Source organism: Ferrovibrio sp. GW821-FHT12E11 (assembly GCF_058806975.1).
In genome coordinates this window covers 892,942-917,958 of sequence record NZ_JBXAQG010000001.1, presented here as the reverse complement: position 1 = coordinate 917,958, position 25,017 = coordinate 892,942, and the positions used below count along the sequence as shown (strand labels likewise).

Below are 25,017 nucleotides of genomic sequence, written 5' to 3'. Positions count from 1 at the left end.
GACATGCCATGACCACCAACGCCCCGATGATCTACGATGGCCTGCAGTGCGGCCATTTCGACCGCGCGGTCTTCGAATCCCTGCTGAAAGGCACCGTGCGCTGCGTTACCGTCACGCTCGGCTTCTGGGAAAACGCCATCGAATCGATGGACTCCATTGCGCGCTGGCGCAACATGGAGCGCGCCAACGCCGATATCATCATGATCGCGCGCACCGCCGCCGATGTGGATCGCGCGGTGAAGGAGGGCAAGCTCGCCATCCTGCTTGGCTTCCAGAATGCCGTGCTGTTCGAGAGCCGTATCGCCTTCGTCGAACTGTTCGCCGATATGGGCGTGCGCGTCGTGCAGCTCACCTACAACAACCAGAACGACCTCGGCGGCAGTTGCTACGAGGACCGCGATTCCGGCCTGGCTCGTTACGGCAAGGAAGTGATCCGCGAGATGAACCGCACCGGCATCCTGGTCGACCTGTCGCATGTCGGCAACCAGACCACGCTGGAAGCCGTGCAGCATTCGCAGAAGCCGGTGGCGATCAGCCATGCCAATGCCGACTCGCTTTATCCGCACAAGCGCAACAAGACCGACGATGTTCTGAAAGCGCTGCGTGACAACGGCGGCGTCATCGGCTGCGCCACCTATCGCAACATCACCGGCACCCATTACTGCGCCTCGGTCGACAACTGGTGCGAGATGGTCGCCCGCACGGTTGATATCGCCGGCATCGACCATGTCGGCATTGGCACCGACCGCAGCCATAACACCACCCAGAAGGATCTCGACTGGATGCGTGCCGGCCGCTGGACCCGCGGCGTCGATTATGGCGCCGGCTCGGCCACCAATGCCGGTAAGGCGCCGCCGGCCGACTGGTTCAGGGATGTGCAGAATATCGGCGAGATCACCGGTGGCTTGCAGCGTCGCGGCTTCAATCCCGAGGAAGTCGCCAAGATCACCCATGGCAACTGGCAGCGCGTCTACGCCGCCTCGCTGGGCTGAGCAGTATTACCTGAGTATTTCAGTGCACTGAACGCCTGGACGCAGGCGCAATGGAGGAGGGGATTACGATGACCAAGAGCATCAAGACCGGTAAAGGGTTACAGATCAATCGTCGTTCGGCGCTGAAGCTGGCCGGCGCGACGGCCGCGCTGACCTTCCCGGGTCCGTTCATCAACCGGGCCTATGCCCGCGATGTGCTGTATGTGAACACCTGGGGCGGCCCATGGGAGGAATCGGCCAAGGTCAACTGGTTCGAGCCCTTCATGCGCGAGAACAACGTCGAGATCAAAACCGTCTCGCCGGTATCCTTTGCCAAGCTGGCGGCGCAGGTGAAGACCGGCGTCTATGAATTCGACTGCACCACCCTGGGCGATGCCGATATCGTGCGTGCCAACGAAGCCGGCATTATCGAGGATATCAAGCAGTCGCCGATCGATACCTCCAAACTGTGGTCGGATGCGGTGTTCCAGAACGGTGTCGGCTCGCATGCTTTCGCCACGCTGATCTCCTACCGCAAGGACAAGTTCCCCAATGGCGGGCCGACCACCTGGGCCGAATTCTTCGATGTGAAGAAGTATCCTGGCGCCCGCTGTCTACAGCGCCATGCCGGCCGCGTTCTGGCCATCGCCCTGCTTGCCGATGGCGTACCGGCCGACAAGCTGTTCCCGATGGACCTAGATCGCGCTTTCGCTAAGCTGGAGACGATCAAGTCCTCGGTGCGCGTCTGGTGGACGCAGGGCCCGCAGTCGGGCCAGCTGCTGCGCGATGGCGAAGTGGATCTGATCGGCATCTGGCAGACCTATCCGGTGCGCCTGATCCGCGAGAACATCCCGGTCGAGATGGTCTGGAACCAGGCCCTGCTCGACAAGGCCTACTGGGTCGTTTCCAAGGGCTCGCCGCGCAAGGAGCTGGCCTGGAAGTTCATCCAGTCGGCCGTGCAACCCGAGCGTATCGCTAAGTTCAGCCTGGCCAATGTCTACGGCCCGCTGAACCCCAAGGCCTTCGACCATATCTCCGCCGAAGACGCAAAGCTGACTCCCACCTCGCCGGAAAACATCAAGAAGGTGGTGGTGCAGGATACCAGCAAGGCCGGAGACCAGCTGGCCGAGGCGAACAAGCAGTTCGAACGCTGGATTTCGCGGTAACGGAACGGCGGACCAGGACGATGCCAGTGGGAAAAGTCAGTGCCATGATTCCGTCGGTGCCGGCGGCATTCGCCAAAGGCGGCAGCAATGCCGCCTCCTGGCTGCTACTGTTGCCGGTGGTGGCTTTTCTCGCCATCTTCTTCCTGGTCCCGCTGGGACAGGTGGTGTTCTTCAGCGTGATGGACCCCGGCTTCACGTTGAAGCACTACATGTCCTTCTTCAATGATGCCTTCTACTGGCGTGTGCTCTGGGGCACGTTCCAGACTGCCGGCATCGTCACCATTTTCGCCCTGCTGATGAGTTATCCGCTCGCCTATATGATCGTGCGGATCGGCGGCAGCTTTGCCACCGTCATGCTGCTGATCGTGGCGATGAGTTTCTGGACCAGCTTCCTGGTCCGCACCTTTGCCTGGATGGTGATCCTGGGCAATAACGGGCCGCTGCGTGCCATCATGGCCTTTCTTGGCTGGGATCCGGCGCCGCAGCTGCTGTTCACCCGTTTCAGTTCGACTCTGGCCATGGTGCACCTGCTGATCCCCTTCATGGTGCTGGCGCTGTATTCGGTGATGAAGAAGATCGACATGAATTTCGTGCGCGCCGCCCGCAGTCTGGGCGCCACGCCGTTCGAAGCCTTCCGCCGCGTCTTTCTCCCCTTGAGCGCGCCCGGCATCGTCAACGGCTGTACACTGGTCTTCATCATGTGCCTGGGTTTCTATGTGACGCCGGTGCTGCTCGGCAGTCCGCGCGAACAGATGATCGCCGGCCTGATCGGCACCCAGATCGAGGAATTTCTCGAATTCGGCGAGGCCTCGGCCACCTCCGTCATCCTCCTGCTCGTGACCCTGGCGATCTTTGCGATCTACAATCGCTTCGTCGGTCTCGACAAGCTCTGGGGCTGACAGCATGCCTTACGTCCTTGCTGCCGCGCTGGTTGTCGCCCTCTTCGTGGTCGGGCCGCTGCTGATTGTCGTGCCAATGTCCTTCAGCACGGCGAATTCCTTCGAATTTCCGCCGCCGGGCTACTGGTTCGGCTATTACCGCGCCTTCTTCGCCGATGCGCGCTGGACCCAGCCGGTGATCAACAGCATCGGCATCGGCCTCGCCACCATGCTGCTGACCATGGTGCTGGTGATCCCGGCCTCGTTTGCCATGGTGCGGCAGCGTTTCTTCGGCCGTTCGGCGGTCAACCTGCTGCTGATGATGCCAATGATCGTGCCGCATATCGTCATGGCGCTCGGCTACTACTCCTATTTCAGCCATCTGAAGATCATTCATTCGCCGCTTGGCGTGGTACTGGCCCATACCTGCCTGTCGGTGCCGGTCAGCTATCTGATCATTGCGGCGGCTTTGAAGGGCTTCGACCGCAACCTGGAACGCGCCGCCATGAATCTCGGCGCCGGCCCCCTGCGCACCTTCTGGGAAATCACCTTCCCGGTTCTGCGGCCTGGCTTCCTGATTGGTGGCTTGTTCGCCTTCATCCATTCCTTCGATGAAGCCGTGGTAGCGATCTTCATTTCCGGCCAGGCGGCGTCCACGCTGCCGCGCAAGATGTTCGACAGCATCCGCATCGAGGCCGACCCGATCATTTCGGTGGTGTCGACGCTGCTGTTCGGCGTGGTGCTTCTCGCAGTTTTGAGTCCGCTGGTCTGGCGGACCGTGGTAAGGAGGCAGGCATGACCATCTTCGATCCGCGCACCAACAGCGCCGCGATGGGCATGCCGGCAGGGGAAAATGCAATGACCGAAACCTATCTCGAGATCCGCGATCTCGTTAAATCCTATGACGGCAAGCAGAACGCCGTGCGCGGCATTTCGCTGGACATCCAGAAGGGCGAGTTCGTCTCGTTCCTGGGGCCGAGTGGCTCAGGCAAGACCACCACGCTGATGATGGTTGCCGGTTTCGAGAAGCCGACCTCGGGCAGCATCCGGCTCGGTGGCCGTGAGATCGGTCCAGTGCCGCCGCACAAGCGCAACATCGGTATGGTGTTCCAGAATTACGCGCTGTTCCCGCATATGACGGCGGCCGAGAATGTCGGTTTCCCGCTGCGCATGCGCAAACGTCCCGCTGCTGAGATCGCGAAGAAAAGCGCCGAGGCATTGGCCATGGTCGGTCTGGCCGATTTTGCCGGCCGCCAGCCGCGCGAGCTGTCGGGTGGCCAGCAGCAGCGCGTCGCGCTGGCCCGCGCGTTGGTCTTCGAACCCGATGTGCTGCTGCTGGATGAGCCGCTCGGCGCACTCGACAAGAACCTGCGCGAGCATATGCAGGTCGAGATCAAGCGCATTCACCGCGATCTGGGCATCACCACCATCTACGTCACCCATGACCAGACCGAGGCGATGACCATGTCGGATCGCATCGCGGTGTTCAGCCAGGGCGATGTGGAGCAGTTCGCGCCGCCGCTGGATGTCTACCTGCGTCCGGCCACGCGCTTCGTCGGCGGCTTCGTCGGCGACAGCAATTTCCTCGATGTCACCCGCGACGGCTCCGGCGCGCTTACGGCCGCCGCCATCGGCCGGCTCGACCTGCCTGCGCCGGCCGGCGACCGCTTCCATGGCCTGATCCGGCCGGAAGCCATCGGTGTCTGGCAGGGTGCAGCCTCGGTCGAGCATTGCATTGTGCCGTTCAAGGTGGAGGCGCTGGTCAATTACGGCGACAGCGTGCTGCTGATTGGCGGCAGCGACGGGCTGGCGCTTCGTGCCCGCATTCCCTTCGTGCAGGCCACCGGCATCCGCGAGGGCGATGCCCTGCAGCTCGCCTGGCGCCGCAGCGACATGCACCTGATCCCGGCCTGATCCGATGACCGATATTGCAGACCTGATCCAGCGGCTGAATCCCACCGCCCGCTCCAGCCTGGCCGTCACCCATAACGGCACCACCTATTTCGCGGTGACGCCGAAAGCCCCCTATGACGGCGGCCTGAGTGCTGCCGAACAGATGGCCCAGGCGCTGGAGAAGGCGGAAGAGCGGCTGCAGCTCAGCGGCAGCAGCAAGGCGCGGCTGCTGTTCACTGCCATCATCCTGGCCGATATGGCCGACTATGCCGCGGTGAATGCGGTCTGGGACGGCTGGCTGGCGCCCGGTGCGCCGCCGGCACGTGCCTGCTGGCAGGCAGTGCTGGCCAATCCGGCGCTGAAAGTCGAAATGATTATGGTGGCGGCCTCGGAACCGGCCGCCGGCTGATCCGGCCTAGCGGAGCTTGCCGGACGTGATGGCATGCTCGACGCAGTTGGTGACATGTTCCATCAGCGTCTGCTTGGCCATGGCGACGTCGCGCTTGAGTGCGCAGCGCAGCAGCGTCTCGTGCTGGTGCACCGGTTCGTCGCCGCGATAGTCCAGCACGATCATCTGGTAACGGAAATACTTGTCGAAAGCGGCCGCATGGGCCTCCATCAGCGTACGTGAGCCGCAGTTGGAGATCAGGGCCCGGTGGAATTCGCTGTCATAGCGCTTCCATTTCTCGGCATCGCCGTTGCGGTCGGTCAGGCTGCGCTCGGTCTGCGCCAGCTTGTGATGGGCGGCGACGACCCGGCCCTCCCATTCCACATCGGCCTGGGCGAACGACTGCTCGATGGCATGGGCTTCCAGCAGGATGCGCAGGTCGGCCAGTTCGCGCAGGTTGTCGATCGAGGCGGGCGCCACCTCGAAGCCGCGGCGGCCCTCGGCGACCACGAGGCCTTCGGCCGACAGGCGGCACAGGATTTCGCGTAGCGTGCTGACGCTGATGCCATAGGCCTCCTTCAGGGCCTCCAGCTTCAGCTTCTGCTCCGGCTTGAACCGGTTCAGCACGATATCGGTGCGGATGCGGCGATAGCCGTCCTCACCGATGGTCTCCATGTCGTCGATGCGTTCAATCAGGCTCATGGCTGGTCTTCATACCTTAAGCAGCGCGAGTCGTACGAGGGGCCTCGTATTGTCGCTCCGTCCCAATAGCATCATTAAATTCTCATATCATCATATAAAATAGAAATCATATGTTGACTCAATAAAACTCCTATGGTCTACCGAACGCCGGTATCAAGGGCCAACAAGGCTCGATTCAATATCCTTGGGAGGATAATTCTTATGAAAATTCATGCTCTTACTGTGTCTGCTGTGGCCCTGACGGCGCTGCTGGCCGTGTCCGTGGCACCCGCGCAGGCGCAGATTCAGGACCGCACCATCCGGTGGGGCCATCTGAATAACACCGACCATCCGATCAGCTTCGGCGTGCAGAAAACTGCTGAAGTGCTGGCCGCCAAGAGCGGCGGCAAGATGAAAATCCGCGAATTCGCGGCGTCCCAGCTCGGCAACGAAATGCAGATGCAGTCGGCCGTGCGCGGCGGCACCCAGGAAATGCTGTCGGCCTCCACCACGTCGCTGACCGGCGTGATCAAGGAACTCGGCCTGCTCGACTTCCCGTTCCTGACCAGCACGCCCGAACAGGCCGATGCCCTGGTCGCGGGTCCGTTCGGCAAAGTGCTGCTCGACATGCTGCCCGAGAAGGACATGATCGGCCTCGGCTTCTGGGGCCTGGGCTTCCGCAACGCCACCAACAGCACGCGTCCGATCACCAAGGTCGAGGATTTCCGCGGCCTGAAGCTGCGCGTCATCCCCAATCCGGTCTATCTGGAAACCTTCAAGGCCTTCGGCGCCAACCCGGTGCCGCTGAACTTCGGCGAGCTGTACACCGCGCTGGAAACCAAGACCGTGGACGGCCAGGAAAACCCCTATTCGGTGATCCTGTCGAACAAGTTCTTCGAGGTGCAGAAATTCGTTTCCGCCACCAACCATACCTACACGCAGAACATTATCACGATCAGCAAGAAGGTCTGGGATCGCATGTCGGCGGAAGAGCAGAAGCTGCTGCGCGACTCCTTCACCGAGACCCTGGCCTACCAGCGTGAGGTGACCAAGGTCGCCGCCGACAAGGCGTTGGGCGAGCTGAAAGCCAAGGGCATGCAGTTCAACGAAATCTCGCCGGTTGAATATGCCCGCCTGCAGGATACCGTGAAGCCGGTGACTGAGAAGTTCTCCGCCGATCTCAACCCGGCCGTGGTCAAGCTCTTCAATGAGGAGCTGGAGCGCGTGCGGAAGCTGAAGTAACGGCTGCGCAGGTTCGGTAAAGGCCAGACCATGGCAAAAGCCATCGATCTCTACTGTCACGTCCTCAAATACGTGATTGCGGCATTTCTCGCCGTGATGGTGGTGCTGGTGTTCGGAAACGTAGTGCTGCGCTACGGCTTCAACTCCGGTATCGCCTTCTCGGAAGAACTGTCTCGATGGCTCATGGTCTGGCTTACCTTCCTCGGTGCCGTGGTGGCGCTGCGGGAGCGGGCGCATCTCGGTGTGGATACGCTCGTCATCCTGCTGCCGCCGCTGGGCAAGCGGATATGCTTCATTGTCAGCTACGGGCTGATGCTGTTCGCCGATTGGCTGCTGCTGTCGGGGAGCTGGACGCAGGTGCTGATCACCCTGGGTGACCGTGCCCCGGCGACCAACCTGTCTGTCGGTGTCTTCTATGCCTCCGGCCTGGTCTTCGGTATCTCGGCCGGAATTATCCTGATCTACGACATTGTGCGTGTGCTGAGGGGCCGCCTGACCGAGGACGAACTTGTCTCGGTCAAAGAGTCCGAAGAACTTTAAGGCGCGCATCCATGACCATTACGGTTTTCACCCTGTCATTGCTGGGCGCCATGGCGCTTGGCATGCCGATTGCCTTCGCGCTCGTGATCTGCGGCGTCGCGCTGATGTATCAGCTCGATATCTTCGATGCCCAGATCGTCGCCCAGAATATCATCAATGGTGCCGACAGCTTCCCGCTGATGGCGGTGCCGTTCTTCATGCTGGCCGGCGAGGTGATGAACAGCGGCGGCCTGTCCAAGCGCATCGTCAATGTCGCCATGGCCTTCGTCGGTCATATCAAGGGCGGGCTCGGTTATGTCGCCATCTTGGCGGCCTGCATCCTGTCGGCGCTGTCCGGCTCGGCGGTGGCCGATGCCGCGGCGCTCTCGGCTTTGCTCATTCCCATGATGACCAGGGCTGGTCATGACAAGGCCACGTCCGGTGGCCTGATCGCGGCCTCGGGCATCATCGGGCCGATCATTCCACCCAGCATCGGTTTCGTTATCTTCGGCGTGGTCGGCGGCGTCTCCATCACCAAGCTGTTCCTGGCCGGCATCTTTCCCGGCCTGATGATCGCCATGGCACTCTGCGTGACCTGGTGGTGGAAGGTGCGCAACGAAGACATCACCATGCCGGCGCGCCTGCCCTGGCGTGAAAAACTGCATGCGGTGGTCGACGGCGTCTGGGCGCTAGGCCTGCCCTTCATCATCATTTTCGGCCTGAAATTCGGCGTCTTCACGCCCACCGAGGCGGCCGTTGTCGTGGCGGTCTATGCCCTGTTCGTGGCGACCTGCATCTATCGTGAGCTGAAATGGAACCAGCTGCTGCCGGTGTTCATCAAGGCGGCTCTCACCACCAGCGTGGTGATGTTCCTGGTGGCGGCGGCGCTGGTGTCGTCCTGGCTGATCACGGTGTCGGAAATCTCCGCCCAGATCGTTGATCTTCTGCGGCCCTTCATGGGCAATCAGACGCTGTTGCTGATCGCCATCATGGTCATCGTGGTGATTGTCGGCACCGCACTCGACATGACGCCGACCATCCTGATCCTGACGCCGATCCTGATGCCCATCATCAAGCAGGCCGGGATCGATCCGGTCTATTTCGGCGTGCTGTTCATCATCAACAACTCCATCGGCCTGATCACGCCACCGGTGGGTGTGGTTCTGAACGTGGTGGCGGGCGTTGCCCGCATTCCGATGGCCGACCTTATCAAGGCCGCATGGCCGTTCATGTGGGCCGAAATCGTCATCCTCTTCCTGCTGGTGCTGTTCCCGTCGCTGGTGATGGTGCCGGCCAAGTGGTTCAGCTGACGATGTACGCGTTTTGACAACTGGGTAATGCCATGACCGCTCGACTCCTGATCCTGAACGGGCCCAACCTCAACATGCTGGGCATCCGCGAGCCGCATATCTATGGCTCCACCACGCTGGCCGAGATCCAGCAGGACTGCGAGGCCTTCGCCGCCAGCGCCGGTGCGCGGCTGACCTTCCTGCAGTCCAACCATGAAGGCGTTCTGGTCGACCATATCCAGCAGGCGCGCGGCGTGGCCGATGCCATCATCATCAATCCCGCCGCCTATTCCTTCACCTCGGTGGCCATGTACGACGCGCTGAAGATTTTCGAAGGGCCGATCATTGAGGTGCATATTTCCAACATCCACGCCCGCGACGAGATGCACCGCCATTCCAAGCTGTCGGCGGCGGTCAAAGCCGTCATCTGCGGCCTTGGCCCCTATGGCTATATTGTGGCCATGCAGGCCGCGCTGCAGAGTCTTGGCAAGCTGCCGGCCCGGCTCCAGCCGCCGGTCGGCGCGGCGGCCCAGTAAGCGGGGAAACCATGCAGGGCGAGGGATTTCTGGCGATCTGGAGCGATGTCGAGTCGGCACAGGAGACGGACTACCTGCACTGGCTCACCCGCGAGCACACGACCGAGCGCATGGGCGTCGAGGGCTTCCGGGCTGTTCGTGTTTTTCGTGCGCTGGACGACACCGTCCGCCGCTTTCTCATCGTCTACGAGCTGGAAACGCCGGAGGCCCTGGCCGGACAGTCCTATCTGGACCGCCTGAATGCACCAACGCCCTGGTCGCAGCGGATCATGCCGATCCTGGGCAATTTTGTGCGCGGCGGTGGCCGGCGGACTCTCTCGAAAGGCACCGGTAGCGGCGGCTATATCGCCGCGCTGCCGTTTGCAGAGGCGCTGACGGACAGCGACAAGATTGCTGACAGTCTTGTGGCGCAGGACCGGATCGCCGCCGTCCATCTGCTGGAGACCGACGCGGCCAGGACGTCGATCCAGACCAACGAGAAGAGCCTGCGGCCGAAGGATCAGTCGTTTCACAGCCTGCTGCTGCTCGAGGGACTGGACCAGGCCGCGATCCGCAAGGCACTCTCGGCCTGTCCGGCGGTGTTGCCGGTCGGCATGCCGGCACAGGATGTGCCGCTCTATGCCTGGATGTTTTCACTGGATGCCGAGGCGGTCCCATGAGCAGCTCATCACAGAAGCCCCTGCGCATCGGCGTGCTGGGGGCTGCCAATATCGCCCGCGCCTTTACCAATGGCTGTGCACCGTCGCAGACGGTGCAGGTCGTCGCGGTCGCCAGCCGCGGTCAGGCCAAGGCCGAGTCCATGGCGGCGGAGCTGGGCATCGGGCGCGCCATCGGTTCCTATGAAGCTCTGCTGGCCGATCCCGATATCGATGCCATCTATATTCCGTTGCCGAATGCGCTGCATGCTGAATGGGCCATCAGGGCCGTCGATGCCGGGAAGCATGTGCTCTGCGAGAAGCCGCTGGCGATGACGGCGACAGAGGCGAAAGCCATGTTCGCTGCGGCCAATCGCCGGGAGGTTTTCCTGCGCGAGGCTTATCCCTACATGGCGCAACAGCAGACCATCCAGATGCGCCGCCTGATCGGGGAGGGCGCCATCGGCGCATTGCAGCTGATCCGCTCAAGCTTCAGCGTGCTGTTCCGGGATCCGGCCAATATCCGACTCAGCCCCACGCTCGGTGGCGGTGCCCTGTATGACGCCGGCAGCTATGCCGTCAGCCTGGTCCGCATCGTGGCCGGGCGCCGGCCGCTGCGGGTGCAGGCGACCTCGGTGAACGACCACAACGGCGTCGACATGACCACGCTGGCCAATATCGAATTCTCCGATGGACTGGTGGCGCAGGCATCCTGCACTTTCGCCGCCGCCTATCACCGCAGCGCCTCGGTCTCCGGCGACAATGGCATCATCGAGACGAATTACCTGAACCATCCGCCGGTCGGCGGCCCGGCCGTGCTGCAGGTCCGCCGCGGCATCCCGATGACGGTGCCCTTCGAGGCGATCCCGGTGCCGGACGGCAACGGCTTCCGTCTGGAGGCGGAATCATTTGCGGATCTGGTGGCCGGCCGCGCGGCCTGGACCGGCGCGACGCCGGAAGAGTCGATCGATATCGCCCTGACCCTGGATGCGATCCGGGCCAGTGCGGCGTCCGGCCGCTGGGAAAACGTCGGGACGTAACGTCGGCGGGGTTTCAGTCAGCAGCGTCGACGGCTGGCAGGGCAAGCCCGGCGACCGGCAGTTCGCTCGCCGGCAGTTCGGCATCGTCAGCCTGGCCGCAGACCTTCACCAGCTTGAACAGCGCTTCCCGCATGTCGTCATCGGGGATCGACGAGAAGTAGCGCACCAGGTCCAGCGACTGGCGGCGCGAGACGGCGGCGGCATCCATGCTCTGGGTGCTGGCCGTGCTGCCGGCCTCGGGCGAATTATGATCGAAGAAATACGACGGCGGGATATTCAGCGCCTGGGCCAGCTGCTGCATGCGGCTGGCGCCGATGCGGTTATGGCCTTTTTCGTATTTCTGGATCTGCTGGAAGCTCAGGCCCACGGTGGCGCCCAGCTTTTCCTGGCTCATGCCTGCGAGCACGCGGGCCGCGCGCAGGCGCTGGCCGACATGGATATCGGTCGGATTGGGTTTGCGCTGCATGACGGTGGTTTCCTGTCGGCCGGGCTGGAAGTTCATGGCATGCGTCTCATTGCAGTGAGAAGGAAGGAGCGATGGCGAGGTCGTAGGGAATGGTGACGATGAAATGCGGGCCGACCGGCACGGCGAGGCGGCGATATTCCACCTGCGGTCCCTGCAGCGAACGGATCAGATGTACGCGCGGCGCCTGCATCTGGGCGATCTTCATCAGCTGGTCGTGCAGCATCAGGCCGAAATCGCGGTTGGCCAGCTCGCGTAGGTCGCGGCCCAGCACGCTCTGGCTCGGCCGGATCGGAATGGCGTCGCCCATATGGACCGGCCGCACCGCACCGCCATCGACATTGAGGATGTGGCAATGCTCGAACAGGCCGCGCTCGTTCAGGAAGCTGAGCGGCGCCCGGCCGCTCTGCTGCAGGCCGGCGGTCACCTCATGCAGGTTGCCCAGCGCCGGATCGTCGAACTGTGCGGCGGTATAGGATTCTTCGCTGAACTGCCAGTTGCGCGGCATGCCATGCTGGCGCAGCTCGTCCATCAGGCCGGGCAGGCCGCGGGTGGCGAAATAGCCGTCCAGCTGGTCGATATCTTCAAAGCTGAAACGGTTGGCGCCGCGGAACCAGGCCCGCAGGGTGGTGACGTCATGGCCCAGCTCGGCACCCAGCTCGGGCAGGGCCACGCGCAGCATGGCCATGCGGCGCCGGACCCCCTGTTCCAGGCGGGTCGCCAGGTCGGTATTGAGCGGGCGCTTCGACATACATCCCCCGGTAGTAGTCTGAAGTCTGAAGCGGGGAAACTTCCCCCGTGATGAGGATTATTCCCCCGCTCAGGCTCAGCTTGTCAACCAACTTTACGCATAGGCACCGTGTCCTCGTGTGAAAGTGGTGCATAAACCACTTTTTCCGGCAGTATGCCGGGCATTTCCCGCACATCTCCGCGCAGGGCATAGACCGGCTCGGCTGCATACCGGCGTAATAGTTGTGCCCGGCTGGCCTGCACAACATGTAGCGGCTCGTCGAATCCGGTGCCGGCGCAATAGGCTTGGAAGGCCTCGCCGGCCTCGGCGAACGCATAGCCATCGTCACCCAGTGCCAGCGGGATATGGTTGGGCCGCACGAAGCCGAAGTTATGGTCGGTGCGGTATTGCTCGACCATGTAGGCATGCACCAACTGGATCACGATGCCGATCAGGCCGTGGCGGCGCCAGGACGGCTTGATCCAGCCGCCGCCGACATAGCCGAGCCGGCCGGACAGGTCGGTCTCGGGCGGCGTGCCGGCCGACCACAGCGGGGCGGCGCGGTCGATGAACAGCGACTGGCTGGCCATCAGCTTGCGCAGGCCGCCGCGCCAGGCCGGTGCCAGCACCAGCCGGCCGGCGCCGCAGCCGATCGGGTTACGATGGCTGTCGAAGATCTGCAGCCAGAAGAACGAGCGGTCGTCGAGCCGCACGAAGGTGGCGTCCAGCGGGCTGGCCGGTTCGTGACCGGCCATGCGGCAGTAAAAGTCGCGGAACGAGGCGCCGTCGGAATTCAGCCGGATGCCCAGTCCGGCCGAGGTCAGCGCCGCGATCAGGGCGCCGATATGCTGCTTCGTCGAAGACATGGTGGTGTTTCCCCTTGGTTGAACCGCCACAACTGGCGGCAGACTATTGGGGCGGCGAGGGCGGCGCGTCACAAGCGGATTCGGCCGGATGGCCGACGATGCGGCGAAACCGGGTATGATGCCGCGCAGTATGTTCGGCAGGGTTGCGCAATGGACAGGAGTATGCGGTTTGGCTACCTCTTATGCGCATAGCCAACACAGTGGCACGCTGTGTTTAGCGGTCCCTGAAGGCTGGCGGCGGCCGGAAACGCATATCATTCCGGTGCCGGAACGTTGATTCGTCCCATGGAGATACCAATGAAAGGTCTGGTGGCCTGTGCGGCCTATGGCAAGGGCAGCCGCATCTGCGACGTGCCGCTGGATGAATCCGCCTTCCATCTGCCGGCGGGTGCGGATTTCGTCTGGATCGGTCTCCATGACCCCGATCCTGATGCCCTGGAAAACCTGCAGAAGCGTTTCGGCCTGCATCCGCTGGCGGTCGAGGATGCGGCCATGGCGCATCAGCGCCCGAAGCTGGAAGTCTATGGCGATGGCCTGTTCATCGTGTTGCGCACGGCGCGGCTGGTGAACGGCGATGTCGAATACGGCGAGACCCATATCTTCGCCGGCCAGGGCTATGTGATCTCGGTGCGCCATGGCGCCTCGTCCTCCTATGCCGAGGTGCGCAGCCGGCTCGAGCGCAAGCCGGCGATGCTGCAACTGGGCGAGCAGGCGGCGGTGCATGCCATCGTCGATTTCGTCGCCGACAATTTCTTCCCCGTCATCGACGACATCGCGGGAGAACTGCGCGAGATCGAGAATCGGGTGCTGGACGAGACGCTCGACCGCGTGATGATCGCCCGTATCTACGAACTGCGCCGCGAACTGCTGGGCATGCGCGGCATCGTGCTGCCGCTGCTGGAAGTGAGCGGCCGGCTCGAAAGGCTGGACCTGCCGCTGCTGACGCCGGATATCCGGCCCTATTTCCGCGACGTGCACGATCATGTGCAGCGCGTGGCCGACTCGATCGACGATCTGCGCGAGGGGCTGGCGGCGGCCTTCGAGACCGAAATCCTGCTGGCCGGTGTGCGGCAGAACGACATTGTGCGCCAGCTCGCCGCCTGGGCGGCGATCCTGGCGGTGCCGACGGCCATTGCCGGCATCTACGGCATGAATTTCGAGCATATGCCCGAACTGCATTGGCGCTACGGCTATGGCCTGGTGCTGGGGGCGGTGGCCGGCATCTGCGGCTGGCTGTTCTGGCGATTCCGCAAAAGCGGCTGGCTGTAAGAGGCTTTTCTGCCCGGCAACCGCCCGGTCACAGGGCTGTCGCCGAAACGGCATCTCGGTCACAGGCCGGTCACAGCGGTCGCTGAACTGTAGCAGCCAGATCACACCCGCTGCGCTGCGCTTTCGCCTAGGCTTTGTTCATCAAGACAAGCCCGAGCGGAGGTTCACATGACGACCACTCTGAAGATCGAAATCGAGGCCGCCCAGCGCCAGGCTCAGCAGTTGCGCCAGGAACGCGAGATTTGCGACCGCGAAATCAGCCTGATGAGCGGCCACTTCTCGCGCGCCTGCGGCACGCTGTCCGATATCGACAGCTTCTCGGCCAGTCTGCGCCGCCGTCGTCGCCTCGACGATGAGCTGAAGCTGACCACCCGTCAGGTGGTGGCGATGCGCCGCCAGCTCGTCGTGCAGAGTGGCTACAAGGCCGCCCATAGCTGACGCTGACCCATTCCTCGTCCGCCGTTTTGCAGAGCCGGCGGGCACCACGGGAACACGGCCGCAGGGAAGTCACCCCTGCGGCCGTGTTGCATTTCAAGCCCGTGAGCGTCAGGGGCGCGAGCGTCAGGCCCGCAGCGCCACCACATTGTCAGGCCGGACAGCACCGCCGCCGGTCCTGAAGAAGCTGACCAGATGGGCCAGCTGGGTTGCCTGCTGCGACAGGGCCTGGGCCGAGGCGCTGGTTTCTTCGACCAGGGCGCCGTTGCGCTGGGTCATTTCGTCCATGGTGCCCACCGCGGTGTTGATCTGATCCAGGCCGGTGGCCTGTTCGCGGCTGGCGCCGGCGATCTCGGCCACGATGTCCGATACCTTCTTGATGGCGGTGACGATCTCGGTCAGCGAGGCTCCGGTCTGATTGACCAGCGCCGCACCGGTTTTCACCTGCGCGTTCGATTCCGTGATCAGCGCCTTGATGTCTTTCGACGCGTTGGCCGAGCGCTGCGCCAGTGCGCGCACTTCCTGCGCGACGACGGCAAAGCCCTTGCCGGCCTCGCCGGCACGGGCGGCTTCCACAGACGCATTCAGCGCCAGCAGGTTGGTCTGGAAGGCGATCTCGTCGATCAGGCCGACGATATCGGCGATCTTGCGGGCACTGGCCTCGATCTGTGTCACGGCGGTGACGGCATTGGCGACGACGCTGCCGCCCTTTTCGGCGGTATCGCGCGCCACTGTCGCCAGCTGGTTGGCGGCCTGGGCGTTGTCGGCATTCTGCTTCACCGTCGCGGTGATCTCATGCATGGAGGCCGCCGTCTCTTCGATGCTGGCAGCCTGCGATTCCGTGCGGCTGGCCAGATCCTGGCTGCCAGTCGAGATTTCGGCGGCTGCTTCCTTGACGGCAACCGAGCTCTGGTTCAACTCGCCCGCAATCTCGCGCAGCTTGCCGGCCATCTCGTTGATGCCACCCTTCAGCTTGCCGAAGACCCCGTGATAATCGCCACGGATATCGTTGGTCAGGTCGCCCTGGGCCATGCCGGCCGTCACGGTGGCGATCTCACCGGTCACCTGCTGCAGCATCGAGGTCAGGCCGTTGAGGCGCTGGCTGATGGTCAGCAGGAAGCCTTCCTTGTCGCTTTCGTTCAGGCGGTTGTCGAGGTTGCCGGCGGCGGCCTTGTCGCACAGCGCTGAAATTTCCTCGATCGCTTTGCGCTCGCGGATTTCGCGGGCGCTGCGCTGTTCCTCGGTCACCCGACGCTGTTCGGCGATATCGGCTTCGGCCTTTTCGCGGGCAATCATATTGTCCTTGAATACCTGCACGGCGCGGGCCATCGCGCCGATTTCGTCCTTGCGGGCGGCACCGTCGACCATCGCACTGGTGTCGCCCTTGGCGAGCGTGCCCATGGTGTCGGTCATGCGGCGGATCGGGCGGGTGATGGTGCCGATCGCAATGAACCCGGCAATCAGCAGGGATATTATGATCGAACCGGCCACGGCGAGCAGCATGTTGATGCGCTCCTGGGCATACATGGCCGAGATTTCGTTATTGATGTCGTTGACGGCCTTTTCATTATTGTTGACCGATGTCTGGATGCGTTCGATCAGCTCGTCGCGCGCCTTGGCATTCTCCGGTGCCGTGGCAAAGGCCTGGGCCGCGACACCATCCTGTTTCTCGGCGATGTCGATAATGCGGCGGCGCGTGGCGATAAAGGCTTCGATCTGGCCGCGCAGTTCGGCGAAGGCCTGGCGGCGGTCGGCCGGCACCAGGCGTTCCCACTTGAGGGTCTCCTGCATGACCTTGTCGAAATTCTGTGCCGCCGTGGCGCCGAAGCGCTTCAGTTCATCGGCGTTGCGGGCGGAATAAATCGCGCGGCTGTCGGCGATCACGGTCTGCAGCAGCGCATAGACGCGCATGCCCTGCAGGGCGCGGCTCGAAATGGCGGTCATATCGTCGGTCTTCTGATCGGAGACATCAATGATGGAGCGGGCCATGATCCCGATGCCCAGCGTCGAGGCTGACAGCAGAAGGATGACGAAAAAGATTCGGGTCAGGATTTTTGTATCGGAGAGCAGGCGGGACATGGCGGCCTCAATGGGGTCAGCTTCTACCGCCCCCTCTTTAGGCCCGTATGGCGAGTATCAGAGCTAATTTTCCGTACATGTTTATGCAGAGTTTATGTGGCTGATGGCGCTATTTGCTCCGTATGCATCGAGGAGGCGGGCGACTTACGGTTGTTTGCCGGCTGTCCGCGCCGCGGCCACCGGATCGCTCAGCACCGACGGCATGGTCACCCGGGCCTTGTTCTTCCAGCCGACAAGGCTTTGATCGTCGCCGCGCAGCAACGCGCGGCAGGCCTTGGCCGCCACCTCGGCCGGATCGGTCTTGGCGCTGTGGTTCACCTTCGAGCGCTGCATGCCGGCGCGTTTGAAGAAGTTGGTATCCGTCGGGCCCGGCAGCAGGGCCGTGACCGAGACGCCGGTATCCTGCAGCGAATGCCGGATCGCCTCGGCGAAGGACAGCACGAAGGCCTTGGTGGCGGCATAGACCACCAGATAAGGGTCGGGTGTGGTGGACTCGGTCGATGCGGTGATCAGGATCTTGCCGCGATGGCGCTGCATCATGTCATGCAGGATCAGTTTGGTCAGATGCACCACCGACACGGCGTTGAGCTGGATGATGCGCAATTCAGCTTCCAGATCGGTTTCGGCGAAATCGCCATAGACGCCGGCGCCGGCGTTGCAGCACAGCACCTCCACCGGTCCTGCTTCGCGGGCGGCGGTATACAGCGTTTCCACGCCATCGCGGGTGGCGAGGTCGCAGACCACCGCCTCGACCTGAACGCCACAGGCACTGCTCAGGCCCTGGGCCGCCTCGCGCAGGGCGGCGGCGTTGTCGGCGGCGATCAGCAGGTCGTGGCCATGCTGGGCCAGCTCTCGTGCCAGTTCGTAACCGATGCCGCGCGAGGCACCGGTCACCAACGCCAGCGGCCGGCCGGATCGGCGGCGCGAATGGGTTTCGGTACCGGGAATACTGTGGATCAGTCGGTGGGCCATCACTGTGCTCCTGTCTCATGCCGTTGGGGGCTATGCCGGGGCAACCCGGGGCGCCGAGACAGGTTCCGTCGATGCCGGCCATGCCGCCTACCATATTATGCGGTTACGACCTGTGGAATTTGCTTGTCGCAAATAGAACAAATATGGTACAAGCGGAAGGGTTATATAACAATGGAGTGGGGCGGCATGGCGGGCGACTATACCTATCGGTGTCATGACGTTTGTCTGAGCATGTTGGACTGGGCGCGGTTCGCCGATGCACTTTATGACAATTTTCCCGAAGGCAGATATTTTAACAATCCGTCGATCTTGAGCCGCATGTGGAGGGAACCGCCGCCATGTATGCAGGGGGAACACATGCTGCGGCTTAGCGACGGCGCAGATTCGCTGAATCCTGATGATCACTCAGAGACCGAGATGCATTTCGATCCGGACTGGCGCCCGCAATGGTATGTGACAGGCGAACCGATCAACGACTTGCTGCCTGAACCGGGCTCTCACTGGGATCTGCGCCAGCCGCGCCTGCCGGCTTTCCGCTTCGAGTTCAGTTTCGTTAAACCTGCGGCAGACGGGCAGCCCGAGCATATGAGCGGGGATGGCAAGTACTGGTTCTTCTACGAGCCGGGCAATCGCGAGCATCTGGCGATCGGTCATCGGGCCTTCCGGTTGTTCCGCGAGGTCGCGACCAACCAGAACCAGCTCGTTGTCGCGACAGATGGCAGGGTGTTGCAGCGCCGGCGCATATCGGGACTTTGGCTCGGTCGCGATGCCATCCGCTGGGCCAAGGAAGACCCTGCCAGACTGCTGGCCTATTACGATGACGCAAGCGATCCGGTGGGGGTGCGGCCGTCGCTTTGAACGGGCTCCAATTGGCCAGAACTGGCCTCGAACTGGCCGGAACCGGCATCGAATTGGCTCTCAACGGGCCCGCATGGGTATCAAATTGGCATCGCATGGGCCCGGACTGGGCCTGAACTGGCCCGCTCATCATGGCGCGGGGACCTGTCAGGCCCTTGGAAAGGCTGGATTTCTCTGCCGCAATGGGCTGCAATCGGGTGTTTCATAACGCCGCCCGCAGTCTGAAGGGGGATTTCATGGCCGAGATGCAGACCGATGTCGCCGGAACCGAGTTGCAGGAGCGGCCCGTGAACGAGAATGCCCATCGCTGGCGCTTCTTCCGCGCCGGCGGTTTCGATCAGCTGCGCATCGAGACCGGCGAGGATCTGAAGCATCTCAGCCAGCTCGACCAGAAGCTCTGGCTGGCGCTGAGCTGTCCGGCCAAAGGCATCGATTTCGACCGTCGCACGCTCGAACTGATCGACGAGGACCATGACGGCCGCATCCGCGCCGTCGAACTGCTCAATGCCGTGCGCTGGACCTGCCGGCTGGTGCGCAACCCCGATGCGCTGTTCGCCGGCCATGCCGAACTGCCGCTCAACCAGATCGACGACAGCACGGCGGAGGGGGCACGCATCCTCGCCTCGGCCAGACGCATCCTCACCAATATCGGCAAGCCCGACGCCCATGCCATCGGGCCGGAAGATGCCGCCGATGTGGGCCGCATCTTCGCCAAGACCACGCTGAACGGCGATGGCGTGGTGCCGCCCTCGGCGGCGAAAGAGCCGGAAACGGCGGCGGTGATGCAGGCGATCATGAAACTGGTCGGCGAGAAGCCCGATCGCGGCGGCGAAACCGGACTCTCCAAGGACGAGGCCGATGTCTTCTTCGCTGCGGTGGATGCCTATATCGCCTGGTGGGACGAGGCCAAGGCGAAACCGGAGATCCTGCCGCTGGGCGAAGGCACCCTGCCGGCGGTCGAGGCCGTCCGCGCGCTGCAGTCCAAGCTCGACGATTATTTCTTCCGTTGCCGCCTCGCGGCTTTCGATCCGGTGGCCGGCGCCGCGCTGAATGCCGATGACAAGGATTTCGCCGCCATAGCCGATGGCGACCTGTCGGCCGGCACGCCGGCCGTGGCGGCTTTCCCGCTGGCGCGCATCGAGGCCGAACGGCCGCTGCCGCTGGGCCATGGTATCAACCCGGCCTGGGCCGCCGACGTGACGCGTCTGCGCGAGGCTGCGGTGCTGCCGTTGCTGGGCAGCGAAACCGGCACGCTGACCGAAGCCGACTGGCGCATGCTGCAGGAAAAACTCGAACCCGCCATGACCTGGCTGACACGCAAGGCCGGCGCCCTGGTCGAACCGCTCGGCATCGCCCGGGTGCGCGAGATCAAGGCGATGGATGCGCAGTCCAGGATCACCGCGCTGATCGCCGCGGATGCGGCGCTGGCGCCGGAATTCGAAGCCATTGCTTCGGTCGAGACGCTGGCGCGCTATGTGCGCGACCTCGTGCCGTTGCTCAACAACTTTGTCGCCTTCAAGGATTTCTACACCCGGCGCGGCAAGGCGATCTTCCAGGTTGGCACGCTGTATATCGACGGTCGCTCCTGCGATCTCTGTGTTGCCGTGGACGATCCGGCCAAGCATGCCACGCTGGCCTCGCTGAGTCGTATTTATCTGCTCTATTGCGACTGCACCCGGCGCGGTTCGGACGGCAAGCCGGCCCCAAATGCTACTGGTGAAAAGATGACGATTGCCGCCGCCGTTACGGCGGGCGATGCCGACCAGCTGATGGTCGGGCGCAACGGCGTGTTCTACGACCGCCAGGGCCGCGACTGGGATGCGGTGATCGTCAAGATCGTCAGCCATCCGATCTCGATCCGCGAGGCTTTCTGGCTGCCGTTCCGCAAGGTGGGAAAATTCGCCAACGAGCAGATCGAGAAATTCGCCACCGCGCGCTCCAAGGCCAACGAGCAGCAGATGACCAACAAGCTGCTGGAGACCGGCAGCCAGGCGATCTCGGGCGGCGCGCCGGCCGCACCGGCGGCAGCGCCGCCGCCGCCGGCATTCGACGCGGCGAAATTCGCCGGCATCTTCGCCGCCATCGGCCTGGCCATCGGTGCCATCGGCACGGCGCTGGCTTCGGTGGTCACCGGTTTCCTCAATCTGGCCTGGTGGCAGATTCCGCTCGCCATCTTCGGCGTGCTGCTGCTGATCTCCGGTCCGTCCATGATCATCGCGGCGATGAAGCTGCGGCAGCGCAATCTCGGCCCCCTGCTGGATGCCAATGGCTGGGCGGTGAATGCGCGGGCGCTGATCAACATCCCCTTCGGCAGCAGCCTGACCCAGCTGGCAAAGCTGCCGGCCGGCTCCGAACGGGCGCTGACCGATCCTTACGCGGAAAAGCAGCGGCCCTGGGGGCTGTATATCCTGCTGGCCCTGCTCGTGGCGGTCGGCATCGCCGGCTGGCGCTACGGCTGGTGGGCCCGGCTCCTCGGTTAACCAAGACGGCGATAGGGGAAAACCGCTAGAATGGCGGCCAGAGATCGACCATGAGCCTGCAACCGCGCTTCTTCAACGCCATCGGCACGCTGCGCCATGCCGACCGCCTCGGCTTCCTGACCCAGGATGTCCGTGCGGCTGGCACGGTGCTGGGGTTCTTCGGTGCCGCCGCGGCGCTGGGAGCGCGGCCTGACGAACTGGCGCTGATGGTCTGCCGTCGCCTCAGCCCGGCTGATCTGCATCGGCAGATCGTGCTGGTCTTCCATCAGAATGCGCCGTTTGCCGACAGCCTCGGCAAGCTCTATCGCGCCCATGGCCGGCCGCTCGGTTTCGAGGGCCAGAAGCGCTGGTGCGCGATCCCCGAGCCGGCGTTCCTCGGCGATGAAACCTTCGCGCTGCTGGCGGCGCGGTTCCCCAATCTGCTGCTGATCGACCAGGATGCCGACGGCAAATCGCATGTCGCTGTCTATGCCTCGATGGGCTTCAGCGAGCATCCGCAGCTCAAGCTCGCGCCGCTCGGCCGCTCGGCTGCGCCGCCGATGCAGCAGGGACCGGCCAAGGTGACGCCGCTGCCGCGCCGGGTCATTCCGGTGCCGCCGCGGCCGCAGCCGCGTGCGCTGTCATCGGTATCGGCGCCGGTGGTGCCGTTGCGGCCGCGGCGCCTGAAAAGCGTGGTGGCGCTGAACGAAACCGTCGAGCGCAAGGTTGTGAGCGAGTTCCGCCGCCTGTTGCAGGCAGTGGCGCATTATTCCTGAGTGATCGGGCCCGTGCACATATAGGCGCCGTCCTGGTAGACCAGCGGCGCCACGTCGCTGCGGCAGTTGGCCCGCACCACCCGGGCGATGCAGATCGAATGGCTGCCATAGGCATGCAGCGCCTCGACCTCGCAGAAGATATTGGCCTGGGCATCGGTGAGGAAGGGCACGCCGCTGGCATCGTTCTGCCAGTCGCCCTCGGTGAAGCGGATCTCGCCTTCCACCGCACCGCCGAAGACTTCCGACAGGCGCTGCTGGCTGCAATGCAGCAGATTGATGCAAAGCCGTTTGCCCAGCCCGAGCTGGGCATGCAGCGCCGCCGAGCGGTTGACGCAGGCCAGCACCGCCGGCGGATCGGCCGAGACCGACGTGACGGCGGTGGCGGTCATGCCGTGGCGCTGGCCATCGTCCGCCGTCGTGGAGATCACGGTGACGGTGGCGGCCAGCCGGCGCATGGCATTGCGGAAGGCGACGTTGAGCGGATCGGTCATCGCATTATGATGTAGCGGAGGGAAGCGGCCAGTTAAAGTGCCCCGGAAAGTGCCTTGGGCAATTCGCGGGCGACGCTTTCCGCCAGGCCGGTCCAGTCGTTGCGTGCCTGCTGGCGCCACAGCCGGGCGGTCGGATACCAGGGTGTGGTGTCGCTGCCCTGGGTCCAGTACCAGTGCGGCGAAATGCCCCGGTGCAGCAGCAGCCAGGTCGGCTTGCCCAGGGCAGCCGCCATATGGGCCGTGGTGTTGCTGGTGGAAATCACCATGTCCAGCGCGGCCACCTGGGCGGCGAATCCGTCCAGATCCTTCAACTGGTCGATGGCCGGATCGTAGAGCAAGTCGACGCCATGGGCAGCCAGCAGCGCCGCGCGGTCGTCGGCGCGGTTACCGTATTGCAGGTCGACGAAGCGGTAGCCGGGCAGGGTGAGGATCGGCGCCAGATCGGTCAGCTTCGCCGACTTTGGCGCGCCGAGCTTGATGTTGCCGCTATGCCAGGCCACGCCGATCAGCGGCCGCGGATCGGTGGCCTGATACTGCGCGCGGATTGCGGCGGCGCGTGCCATGTCGGCCCGGATCGGCAGGGCGCCGGTACAGTCAGCCGGGCTGGACCGGAACACGGCGGCGAGATCGAACAGCGTCGCCTGCACGGTGAGATCGGGTTCCAGCAGGCGCGGCTGCGGCGGGTTGGTGCGTGCGTGCAGTTCGATATCGGGGAAGCTGCGCGCCAGGATCGGGATCATGCGCGGGTCGCATTCGATCACCGGCGTGATGCCGCGTGCGAACAGTTCGGGCAGCAGGCTCCACAGCACCAGCGATTCTCCCACACCCTGCTCGGTGAACAGCAGCATATGCGCGCCGGGCGGCAGCGCCTCGCCCTTCCAGAAGGGCAGGGTGAAGGGCCGCTTGTCGCGGTCGGTGTCGGCCAGACTCCAGCGCGCCTCGAAATGCGGCCAGGCATTGCGGTAATCGCCTTTGACCATCAGGGCCGTGCCATAGCGCATATGGGCTTCGCCATGGCCGGGCTGCTGGCGCCAGGCGCGTTCATACCATTGCAGCGCGGCCTCCAGATCGTCACGGCCGCGGGCGAGGTCGCCGCGCGCCAGCGCCACGTCCAGGCCGGCCTGCAGTTTGACGGGCGCGCTGTCCATGGCGGCAAAAGCCGCTTCAGCGCTTTCATAGTCACCGCTGGCCAGCAGGGCGAGGCCGAGATTCTTGCGGAAGAAGCCCATCTGCGGCTTGAGCGCGATGGCGCGGTTCAGCGCCGTTATGGCGGCAGCATAGTCGCGCAGGTCCATGCGCGCCGTGGCCAGGTTGCTCCAGGCATCGGCCCAGTCGGGTTTCAGCGTCAGCGCCGTTTCGTAGGCGGCGGCGGCCTCTTCGGCCTGGCCCAGCTGGCGCAGCAGGTTGCCACGGTTGCTGTGTGCCTCGGCGGAACCGGGGTTGAGGCTGAGCGCGCGGTCCAGCGAGTCCATGGCGGCCTCGGCCTGGCCGGTCAGGCGCAGCAGTTCACCCAGGTTGCTGTGGAAGGGGGCATGGCCGGGACTGAGCCTCACGGCTTCCTGGAGCAGGGGAATGGCCTCGGCGGTGCGGCCGGCCCCGTGCAGCGCGATGGCCCGCTCGTTGAAGGGCGTGCCGGCCAGCACGATACCGGGTGCGACTCCGGGCGCCGAGGCGGTCGTGCCGCCTGTCGCTGCCTTCCCCTGGGCCCGCCGTTCCTTCCGATTCACGCCTTCCTCCATACTGAACCTTACCCCTTGCCCCGGGACCCCTTAAAAAACCCCTTTAATGCCCGTCTTGACTTCCGATTTTCGGAAATCATCTTGCAATCCAGACCAGATTGGTCTTATTTGCCGCCGTCCAACCGGACCAGCCCGGTATGGATTGCTAATTGCGAAGGATTTGCAACATGTTGCGCCTGAGCCGCCTGGCCGATTACGGCGTCATGGTGATGGCCCATATCGCCGCCGAACCTGCGGGCGTGCATAACGCACCCGATGCGGCGGCGGCTACGGGCCTGCCGGGACCGACAGTGGCCAAGATCATGGCCAAGCTCGGCCGCGCCGGTCTGCTGGTGTCCCATCGCGGCGCCCATGGCGGCTACCGCCTGGCGATGCAGCCGGAGCAGGTTTCCGTTGCCGCCATTGTGACGGCGCTGGATGGTCCGATCGCGCTGACCCAGTGCTCGGACCATCACACGCCGAGCGCCTGCGACCGCGAGAATCTCTGTGTTTCGCGCCGCGGCATCAACCGCATCAACACGGCGATCCGCAGCGCGCTGGAAGGCGTGACGCTGGCCGAGTTGGCGCGGCCTTCTTACGACTTCCTCAGTCCCCTGCCGCCGCGCGCCAATGCGCCGGCGCCCAACGCTTAAAATACGGAGC

Annotated in this window: 26 protein-coding genes; 18 read left to right on the top strand and 8 right to left on the bottom strand. The window is 63.9% G+C overall.

The features are described from left to right. Positions 1-8: 8 nt before the first annotated feature. The 6 genes from AC1ROT_RS04585 (at position 9) to AC1ROT_RS04560 (ending at position 5,317) form a co-directional block, all read left to right on the top strand. Positions 9-992: a membrane dipeptidase gene (locus AC1ROT_RS04585; protein ID WP_492969814.1), complete on the top strand. Its 984-nt coding sequence runs from the start codon at positions 9-11 to the stop codon at positions 990-992. A 68-nt stretch (positions 993-1,060) separates the two neighbouring features. Beyond that, entirely contained in the window at positions 1,061-2,137 is a 1,077-nt protein-coding gene (locus AC1ROT_RS04580; protein WP_492969815.1) for an ABC transporter substrate-binding protein, read from the top strand. 26 nt (positions 2,138-2,163) lie between these two features. Continuing rightward, positions 2,164-3,036 (top strand): ABC transporter permease, encoded by an 873-nt coding sequence (locus AC1ROT_RS04575; protein ID WP_492969816.1) that lies wholly within the window; start codon positions 2,164-2,166, stop codon positions 3,034-3,036. Between the two features lie 4 nt (positions 3,037-3,040). Further along, positions 3,041-3,814, top strand: coding sequence for an ABC transporter permease (locus AC1ROT_RS04570; protein WP_492997429.1), 774 nt, complete (start codon positions 3,041-3,043; stop codon positions 3,812-3,814). Then, entirely contained in the window at positions 3,811-4,929 is a 1,119-nt protein-coding gene (locus AC1ROT_RS04565) for an ABC transporter ATP-binding protein (protein WP_492997427.1), read from the top strand. Before AC1ROT_RS04570 ends, AC1ROT_RS04565 begins: the two co-directional genes overlap by 4 nt. A gap of 4 nt (positions 4,930-4,933) precedes the next feature. After that, positions 4,934-5,317 carry a RidA family protein gene (locus tag AC1ROT_RS04560; RefSeq protein WP_492997425.1) on the top strand — a complete coding sequence of 128 codons (384 nt, stop codon included), beginning with the start codon at positions 4,934-4,936 and terminating at the stop codon, positions 5,315-5,317. 6 nt (positions 5,318-5,323) lie between these two features. On the opposite strand, the gene AC1ROT_RS04555 is transcribed toward AC1ROT_RS04560, so the two are convergent. Next, the gene (locus AC1ROT_RS04555; RefSeq protein ID WP_492997424.1) at positions 5,324-5,998 is read right to left on the bottom strand and encodes a GntR family transcriptional regulator; all 675 of its coding nucleotides are present in this window, start codon (positions 5,996-5,998) and stop codon (positions 5,324-5,326) included. A 201-nt stretch (positions 5,999-6,199) separates the two neighbouring features. On the opposite strand from AC1ROT_RS04555, the gene AC1ROT_RS04550 reads away from it, so the two are divergent. The 6 genes from AC1ROT_RS04550 to AC1ROT_RS04525 are packed head-to-tail and all read left to right on the top strand — an operon-like array spanning position 6,200 to position 11,238. Then, complete coding sequence (locus AC1ROT_RS04550) at positions 6,200-7,219, top strand: TRAP transporter substrate-binding protein (protein ID WP_492969821.1); 1,020 nt, start codon at positions 6,200-6,202, stop codon at positions 7,217-7,219. 30 nt (positions 7,220-7,249) lie between these two features. After that, positions 7,250-7,759: a TRAP transporter small permease gene (locus tag AC1ROT_RS04545; protein WP_492997422.1), complete on the top strand. Its 510-nt coding sequence runs from the start codon at positions 7,250-7,252 to the stop codon at positions 7,757-7,759. A gap of 11 nt (positions 7,760-7,770) precedes the next feature. Next, on the top strand, positions 7,771-9,048 hold the full coding sequence (locus AC1ROT_RS04540) for a TRAP transporter large permease subunit (RefSeq protein WP_492969823.1): 1,278 nt from the start codon (positions 7,771-7,773) through the stop codon (positions 9,046-9,048). 32 nt (positions 9,049-9,080) lie between these two features. Next, entirely contained in the window at positions 9,081-9,563 is a 483-nt protein-coding gene (gene aroQ / locus AC1ROT_RS04535) for a type II 3-dehydroquinate dehydratase (protein ID WP_492997421.1), read from the top strand. An 11-nt stretch (positions 9,564-9,574) separates the two neighbouring features. Beyond that, entirely contained in the window at positions 9,575-10,222 is a 648-nt protein-coding gene (locus AC1ROT_RS04530; protein WP_492997419.1) for a hypothetical protein, read from the top strand. Then, complete coding sequence (locus AC1ROT_RS04525) at positions 10,219-11,238, top strand: Gfo/Idh/MocA family protein (RefSeq protein ID WP_492997417.1); 1,020 nt, start codon at positions 10,219-10,221, stop codon at positions 11,236-11,238. The genes AC1ROT_RS04530 and AC1ROT_RS04525 overlap by 4 nt, the downstream gene beginning before the upstream one ends. A 13-nt stretch (positions 11,239-11,251) precedes the next feature. Here AC1ROT_RS04525 and AC1ROT_RS04520 read toward each other — a convergent pair whose 3' ends face one another. The 3 genes from AC1ROT_RS04520 to AC1ROT_RS04510 form a co-directional block, all read right to left on the bottom strand. Continuing rightward, positions 11,252-11,740: a helix-turn-helix domain-containing protein gene (locus AC1ROT_RS04520; RefSeq protein ID WP_492997415.1), complete on the bottom strand. Its 489-nt coding sequence runs from the start codon at positions 11,738-11,740 to the stop codon at positions 11,252-11,254. Positions 11,741-11,750: 10 nt separating this feature from the next. Then, complete coding sequence (locus AC1ROT_RS04515) at positions 11,751-12,452, bottom strand: hypothetical protein (protein ID WP_492997413.1); 702 nt, start codon at positions 12,450-12,452, stop codon at positions 11,751-11,753. A gap of 83 nt (positions 12,453-12,535) precedes the next feature. After that, the gene (locus AC1ROT_RS04510) at positions 12,536-13,297 is read right to left on the bottom strand and encodes a hypothetical protein (protein ID WP_492969829.1); all 762 of its coding nucleotides are present in this window, start codon (positions 13,295-13,297) and stop codon (positions 12,536-12,538) included. Positions 13,298-13,594: 297 nt separating this feature from the next. On the opposite strand from AC1ROT_RS04510, the gene AC1ROT_RS04505 reads away from it, so the two are divergent. Both AC1ROT_RS04505 and AC1ROT_RS04500 read left to right on the top strand, forming a co-directional pair. Further along, positions 13,595-14,566: a magnesium and cobalt transport protein CorA gene (locus AC1ROT_RS04505; protein WP_492997412.1), complete on the top strand. Its 972-nt coding sequence runs from the start codon at positions 13,595-13,597 to the stop codon at positions 14,564-14,566. 168 nt (positions 14,567-14,734) lie between these two features. Further along, a complete protein-coding gene (locus tag AC1ROT_RS04500) occupies positions 14,735-15,004 on the top strand; it encodes a hypothetical protein (protein ID WP_492969831.1) in 270 nt (89 codons plus the stop codon). Positions 15,005-15,127: 123 nt separating this feature from the next. On the opposite strand, the gene AC1ROT_RS04495 is transcribed toward AC1ROT_RS04500, so the two are convergent. Together AC1ROT_RS04495 and AC1ROT_RS04490 are read right to left on the bottom strand one after the other, a co-directional pair. After that, positions 15,128-17,080 (bottom strand): methyl-accepting chemotaxis protein, encoded by a 1,953-nt coding sequence (locus AC1ROT_RS04495; RefSeq protein ID WP_492969832.1) that lies wholly within the window; start codon positions 17,078-17,080, stop codon positions 15,128-15,130. 144 nt (positions 17,081-17,224) lie between these two features. Next, positions 17,225-18,052: an SDR family NAD(P)-dependent oxidoreductase gene (locus AC1ROT_RS04490; protein WP_492969833.1), complete on the bottom strand. Its 828-nt coding sequence runs from the start codon at positions 18,050-18,052 to the stop codon at positions 17,225-17,227. A 186-nt stretch (positions 18,053-18,238) separates the two neighbouring features. Here AC1ROT_RS04490 and AC1ROT_RS04485 point away from each other — a divergent pair, with 186 nt between their 5' ends. The 3 genes from AC1ROT_RS04485 to AC1ROT_RS04475 all read left to right on the top strand — a co-directional run bounded on the left by AC1ROT_RS04485 (position 18,239) and on the right by AC1ROT_RS04475 (position 22,145). Beyond that, positions 18,239-18,910, top strand: a complete 672-nt coding sequence (locus AC1ROT_RS04485; RefSeq protein ID WP_492997410.1) for a hypothetical protein — start codon at positions 18,239-18,241, stop codon at positions 18,908-18,910. A gap of 236 nt (positions 18,911-19,146) precedes the next feature. Further along, a complete protein-coding gene (locus tag AC1ROT_RS04480; protein WP_492997409.1) occupies positions 19,147-21,390 on the top strand; it encodes a hypothetical protein in 2,244 nt (747 codons plus the stop codon). 50 nt (positions 21,391-21,440) lie between these two features. Beyond that, complete coding sequence (locus AC1ROT_RS04475) at positions 21,441-22,145, top strand: hypothetical protein (RefSeq protein ID WP_492997407.1); 705 nt, start codon at positions 21,441-21,443, stop codon at positions 22,143-22,145. Here AC1ROT_RS04475 and AC1ROT_RS04470 read toward each other — a convergent pair. Both AC1ROT_RS04470 and AC1ROT_RS04465 read right to left on the bottom strand, forming a co-directional pair. Continuing rightward, positions 22,136-22,636, bottom strand: a complete 501-nt coding sequence (locus tag AC1ROT_RS04470; RefSeq protein ID WP_492997405.1) for a flavin reductase family protein — start codon at positions 22,634-22,636, stop codon at positions 22,136-22,138. The two genes, AC1ROT_RS04475 and AC1ROT_RS04470, sit on opposite strands and share 10 nt — an antisense overlap. Positions 22,637-22,668: 32 nt before the next feature. Next, on the bottom strand, positions 22,669-24,363 hold the full coding sequence (locus AC1ROT_RS04465) for a tetratricopeptide repeat protein (protein WP_492997403.1): 1,695 nt from the start codon (positions 24,361-24,363) through the stop codon (positions 22,669-22,671). A gap of 179 nt (positions 24,364-24,542) precedes the next feature. Here AC1ROT_RS04465 and AC1ROT_RS04460 point away from each other — a divergent pair, with 179 nt between their 5' ends. Continuing rightward, positions 24,543-25,007 (top strand): SUF system Fe-S cluster assembly regulator, encoded by a 465-nt coding sequence (locus AC1ROT_RS04460; protein ID WP_492969839.1) that lies wholly within the window; start codon positions 24,543-24,545, stop codon positions 25,005-25,007. Positions 25,008-25,017: the final 10 nt, after the last annotated feature.

Coding starts and splice junctions, on each gene's coding strand:
- AC1ROT_RS04460 (WP_492969839.1), top strand. CDS start 24,543: ATGTTGCGCCTGAGCCGCCTGGCCGATTACGGCGTCATGGTGATGGCC.
- AC1ROT_RS04475 (WP_492997407.1), top strand. CDS start 21,441: ATGAGCCTGCAACCGCGCTTCTTCAACGCCATCGGCACGCTGCGCCAT.
- AC1ROT_RS04570 (WP_492997429.1), top strand. CDS start 3,041: ATGCCTTACGTCCTTGCTGCCGCGCTGGTTGTCGCCCTCTTCGTGGTC.
- AC1ROT_RS04470 (WP_492997405.1), bottom strand. CDS start 22,636: ATGACCGATCCGCTCAACGTCGCCTTCCGCAATGCCATGCGCCGGCTG.
- AC1ROT_RS04495 (WP_492969832.1), bottom strand. CDS start 17,080: ATGTCCCGCCTGCTCTCCGATACAAAAATCCTGACCCGAATCTTTTTC.
- AC1ROT_RS04500 (WP_492969831.1), top strand. CDS start 14,735: ATGACGACCACTCTGAAGATCGAAATCGAGGCCGCCCAGCGCCAGGCT.
- AC1ROT_RS04515 (WP_492997413.1), bottom strand. CDS start 12,452: ATGTCGAAGCGCCCGCTCAATACCGACCTGGCGACCCGCCTGGAACAG.
- AC1ROT_RS04580 (WP_492969815.1), top strand. CDS start 1,061: ATGACCAAGAGCATCAAGACCGGTAAAGGGTTACAGATCAATCGTCGT.
- AC1ROT_RS04560 (WP_492997425.1), top strand. CDS start 4,934: ATGACCGATATTGCAGACCTGATCCAGCGGCTGAATCCCACCGCCCGC.
- AC1ROT_RS04505 (WP_492997412.1), top strand. CDS start 13,595: ATGAAAGGTCTGGTGGCCTGTGCGGCCTATGGCAAGGGCAGCCGCATC.
- AC1ROT_RS04540 (WP_492969823.1), top strand. CDS start 7,771: ATGACCATTACGGTTTTCACCCTGTCATTGCTGGGCGCCATGGCGCTT.
- AC1ROT_RS04585 (WP_492969814.1), top strand. CDS start 9: ATGACCACCAACGCCCCGATGATCTACGATGGCCTGCAGTGCGGCCAT.
- AC1ROT_RS04565 (WP_492997427.1), top strand. CDS start 3,811: ATGACCATCTTCGATCCGCGCACCAACAGCGCCGCGATGGGCATGCCG.
- AC1ROT_RS04530 (WP_492997419.1), top strand. CDS start 9,575: ATGCAGGGCGAGGGATTTCTGGCGATCTGGAGCGATGTCGAGTCGGCA.
- AC1ROT_RS04480 (WP_492997409.1), top strand. CDS start 19,147: ATGGCCGAGATGCAGACCGATGTCGCCGGAACCGAGTTGCAGGAGCGG.
- AC1ROT_RS04520 (WP_492997415.1), bottom strand. CDS start 11,740: ATGAACTTCCAGCCCGGCCGACAGGAAACCACCGTCATGCAGCGCAAA.
- AC1ROT_RS04545 (WP_492997422.1), top strand. CDS start 7,250: ATGGCAAAAGCCATCGATCTCTACTGTCACGTCCTCAAATACGTGATT.
- aroQ (WP_492997421.1), top strand. CDS start 9,081: ATGACCGCTCGACTCCTGATCCTGAACGGGCCCAACCTCAACATGCTG.
- AC1ROT_RS04555 (WP_492997424.1), bottom strand. CDS start 5,998: ATGAGCCTGATTGAACGCATCGACGACATGGAGACCATCGGTGAGGAC.
- AC1ROT_RS04490 (WP_492969833.1), bottom strand. CDS start 18,052: ATGGCCCACCGACTGATCCACAGTATTCCCGGTACCGAAACCCATTCG.
- AC1ROT_RS04485 (WP_492997410.1), top strand. CDS start 18,239: ATGGCGGGCGACTATACCTATCGGTGTCATGACGTTTGTCTGAGCATG.
- AC1ROT_RS04510 (WP_492969829.1), bottom strand. CDS start 13,297: ATGTCTTCGACGAAGCAGCATATCGGCGCCCTGATCGCGGCGCTGACC.
- AC1ROT_RS04550 (WP_492969821.1), top strand. CDS start 6,200: ATGAAAATTCATGCTCTTACTGTGTCTGCTGTGGCCCTGACGGCGCTG.
- AC1ROT_RS04525 (WP_492997417.1), top strand. CDS start 10,219: ATGAGCAGCTCATCACAGAAGCCCCTGCGCATCGGCGTGCTGGGGGCT.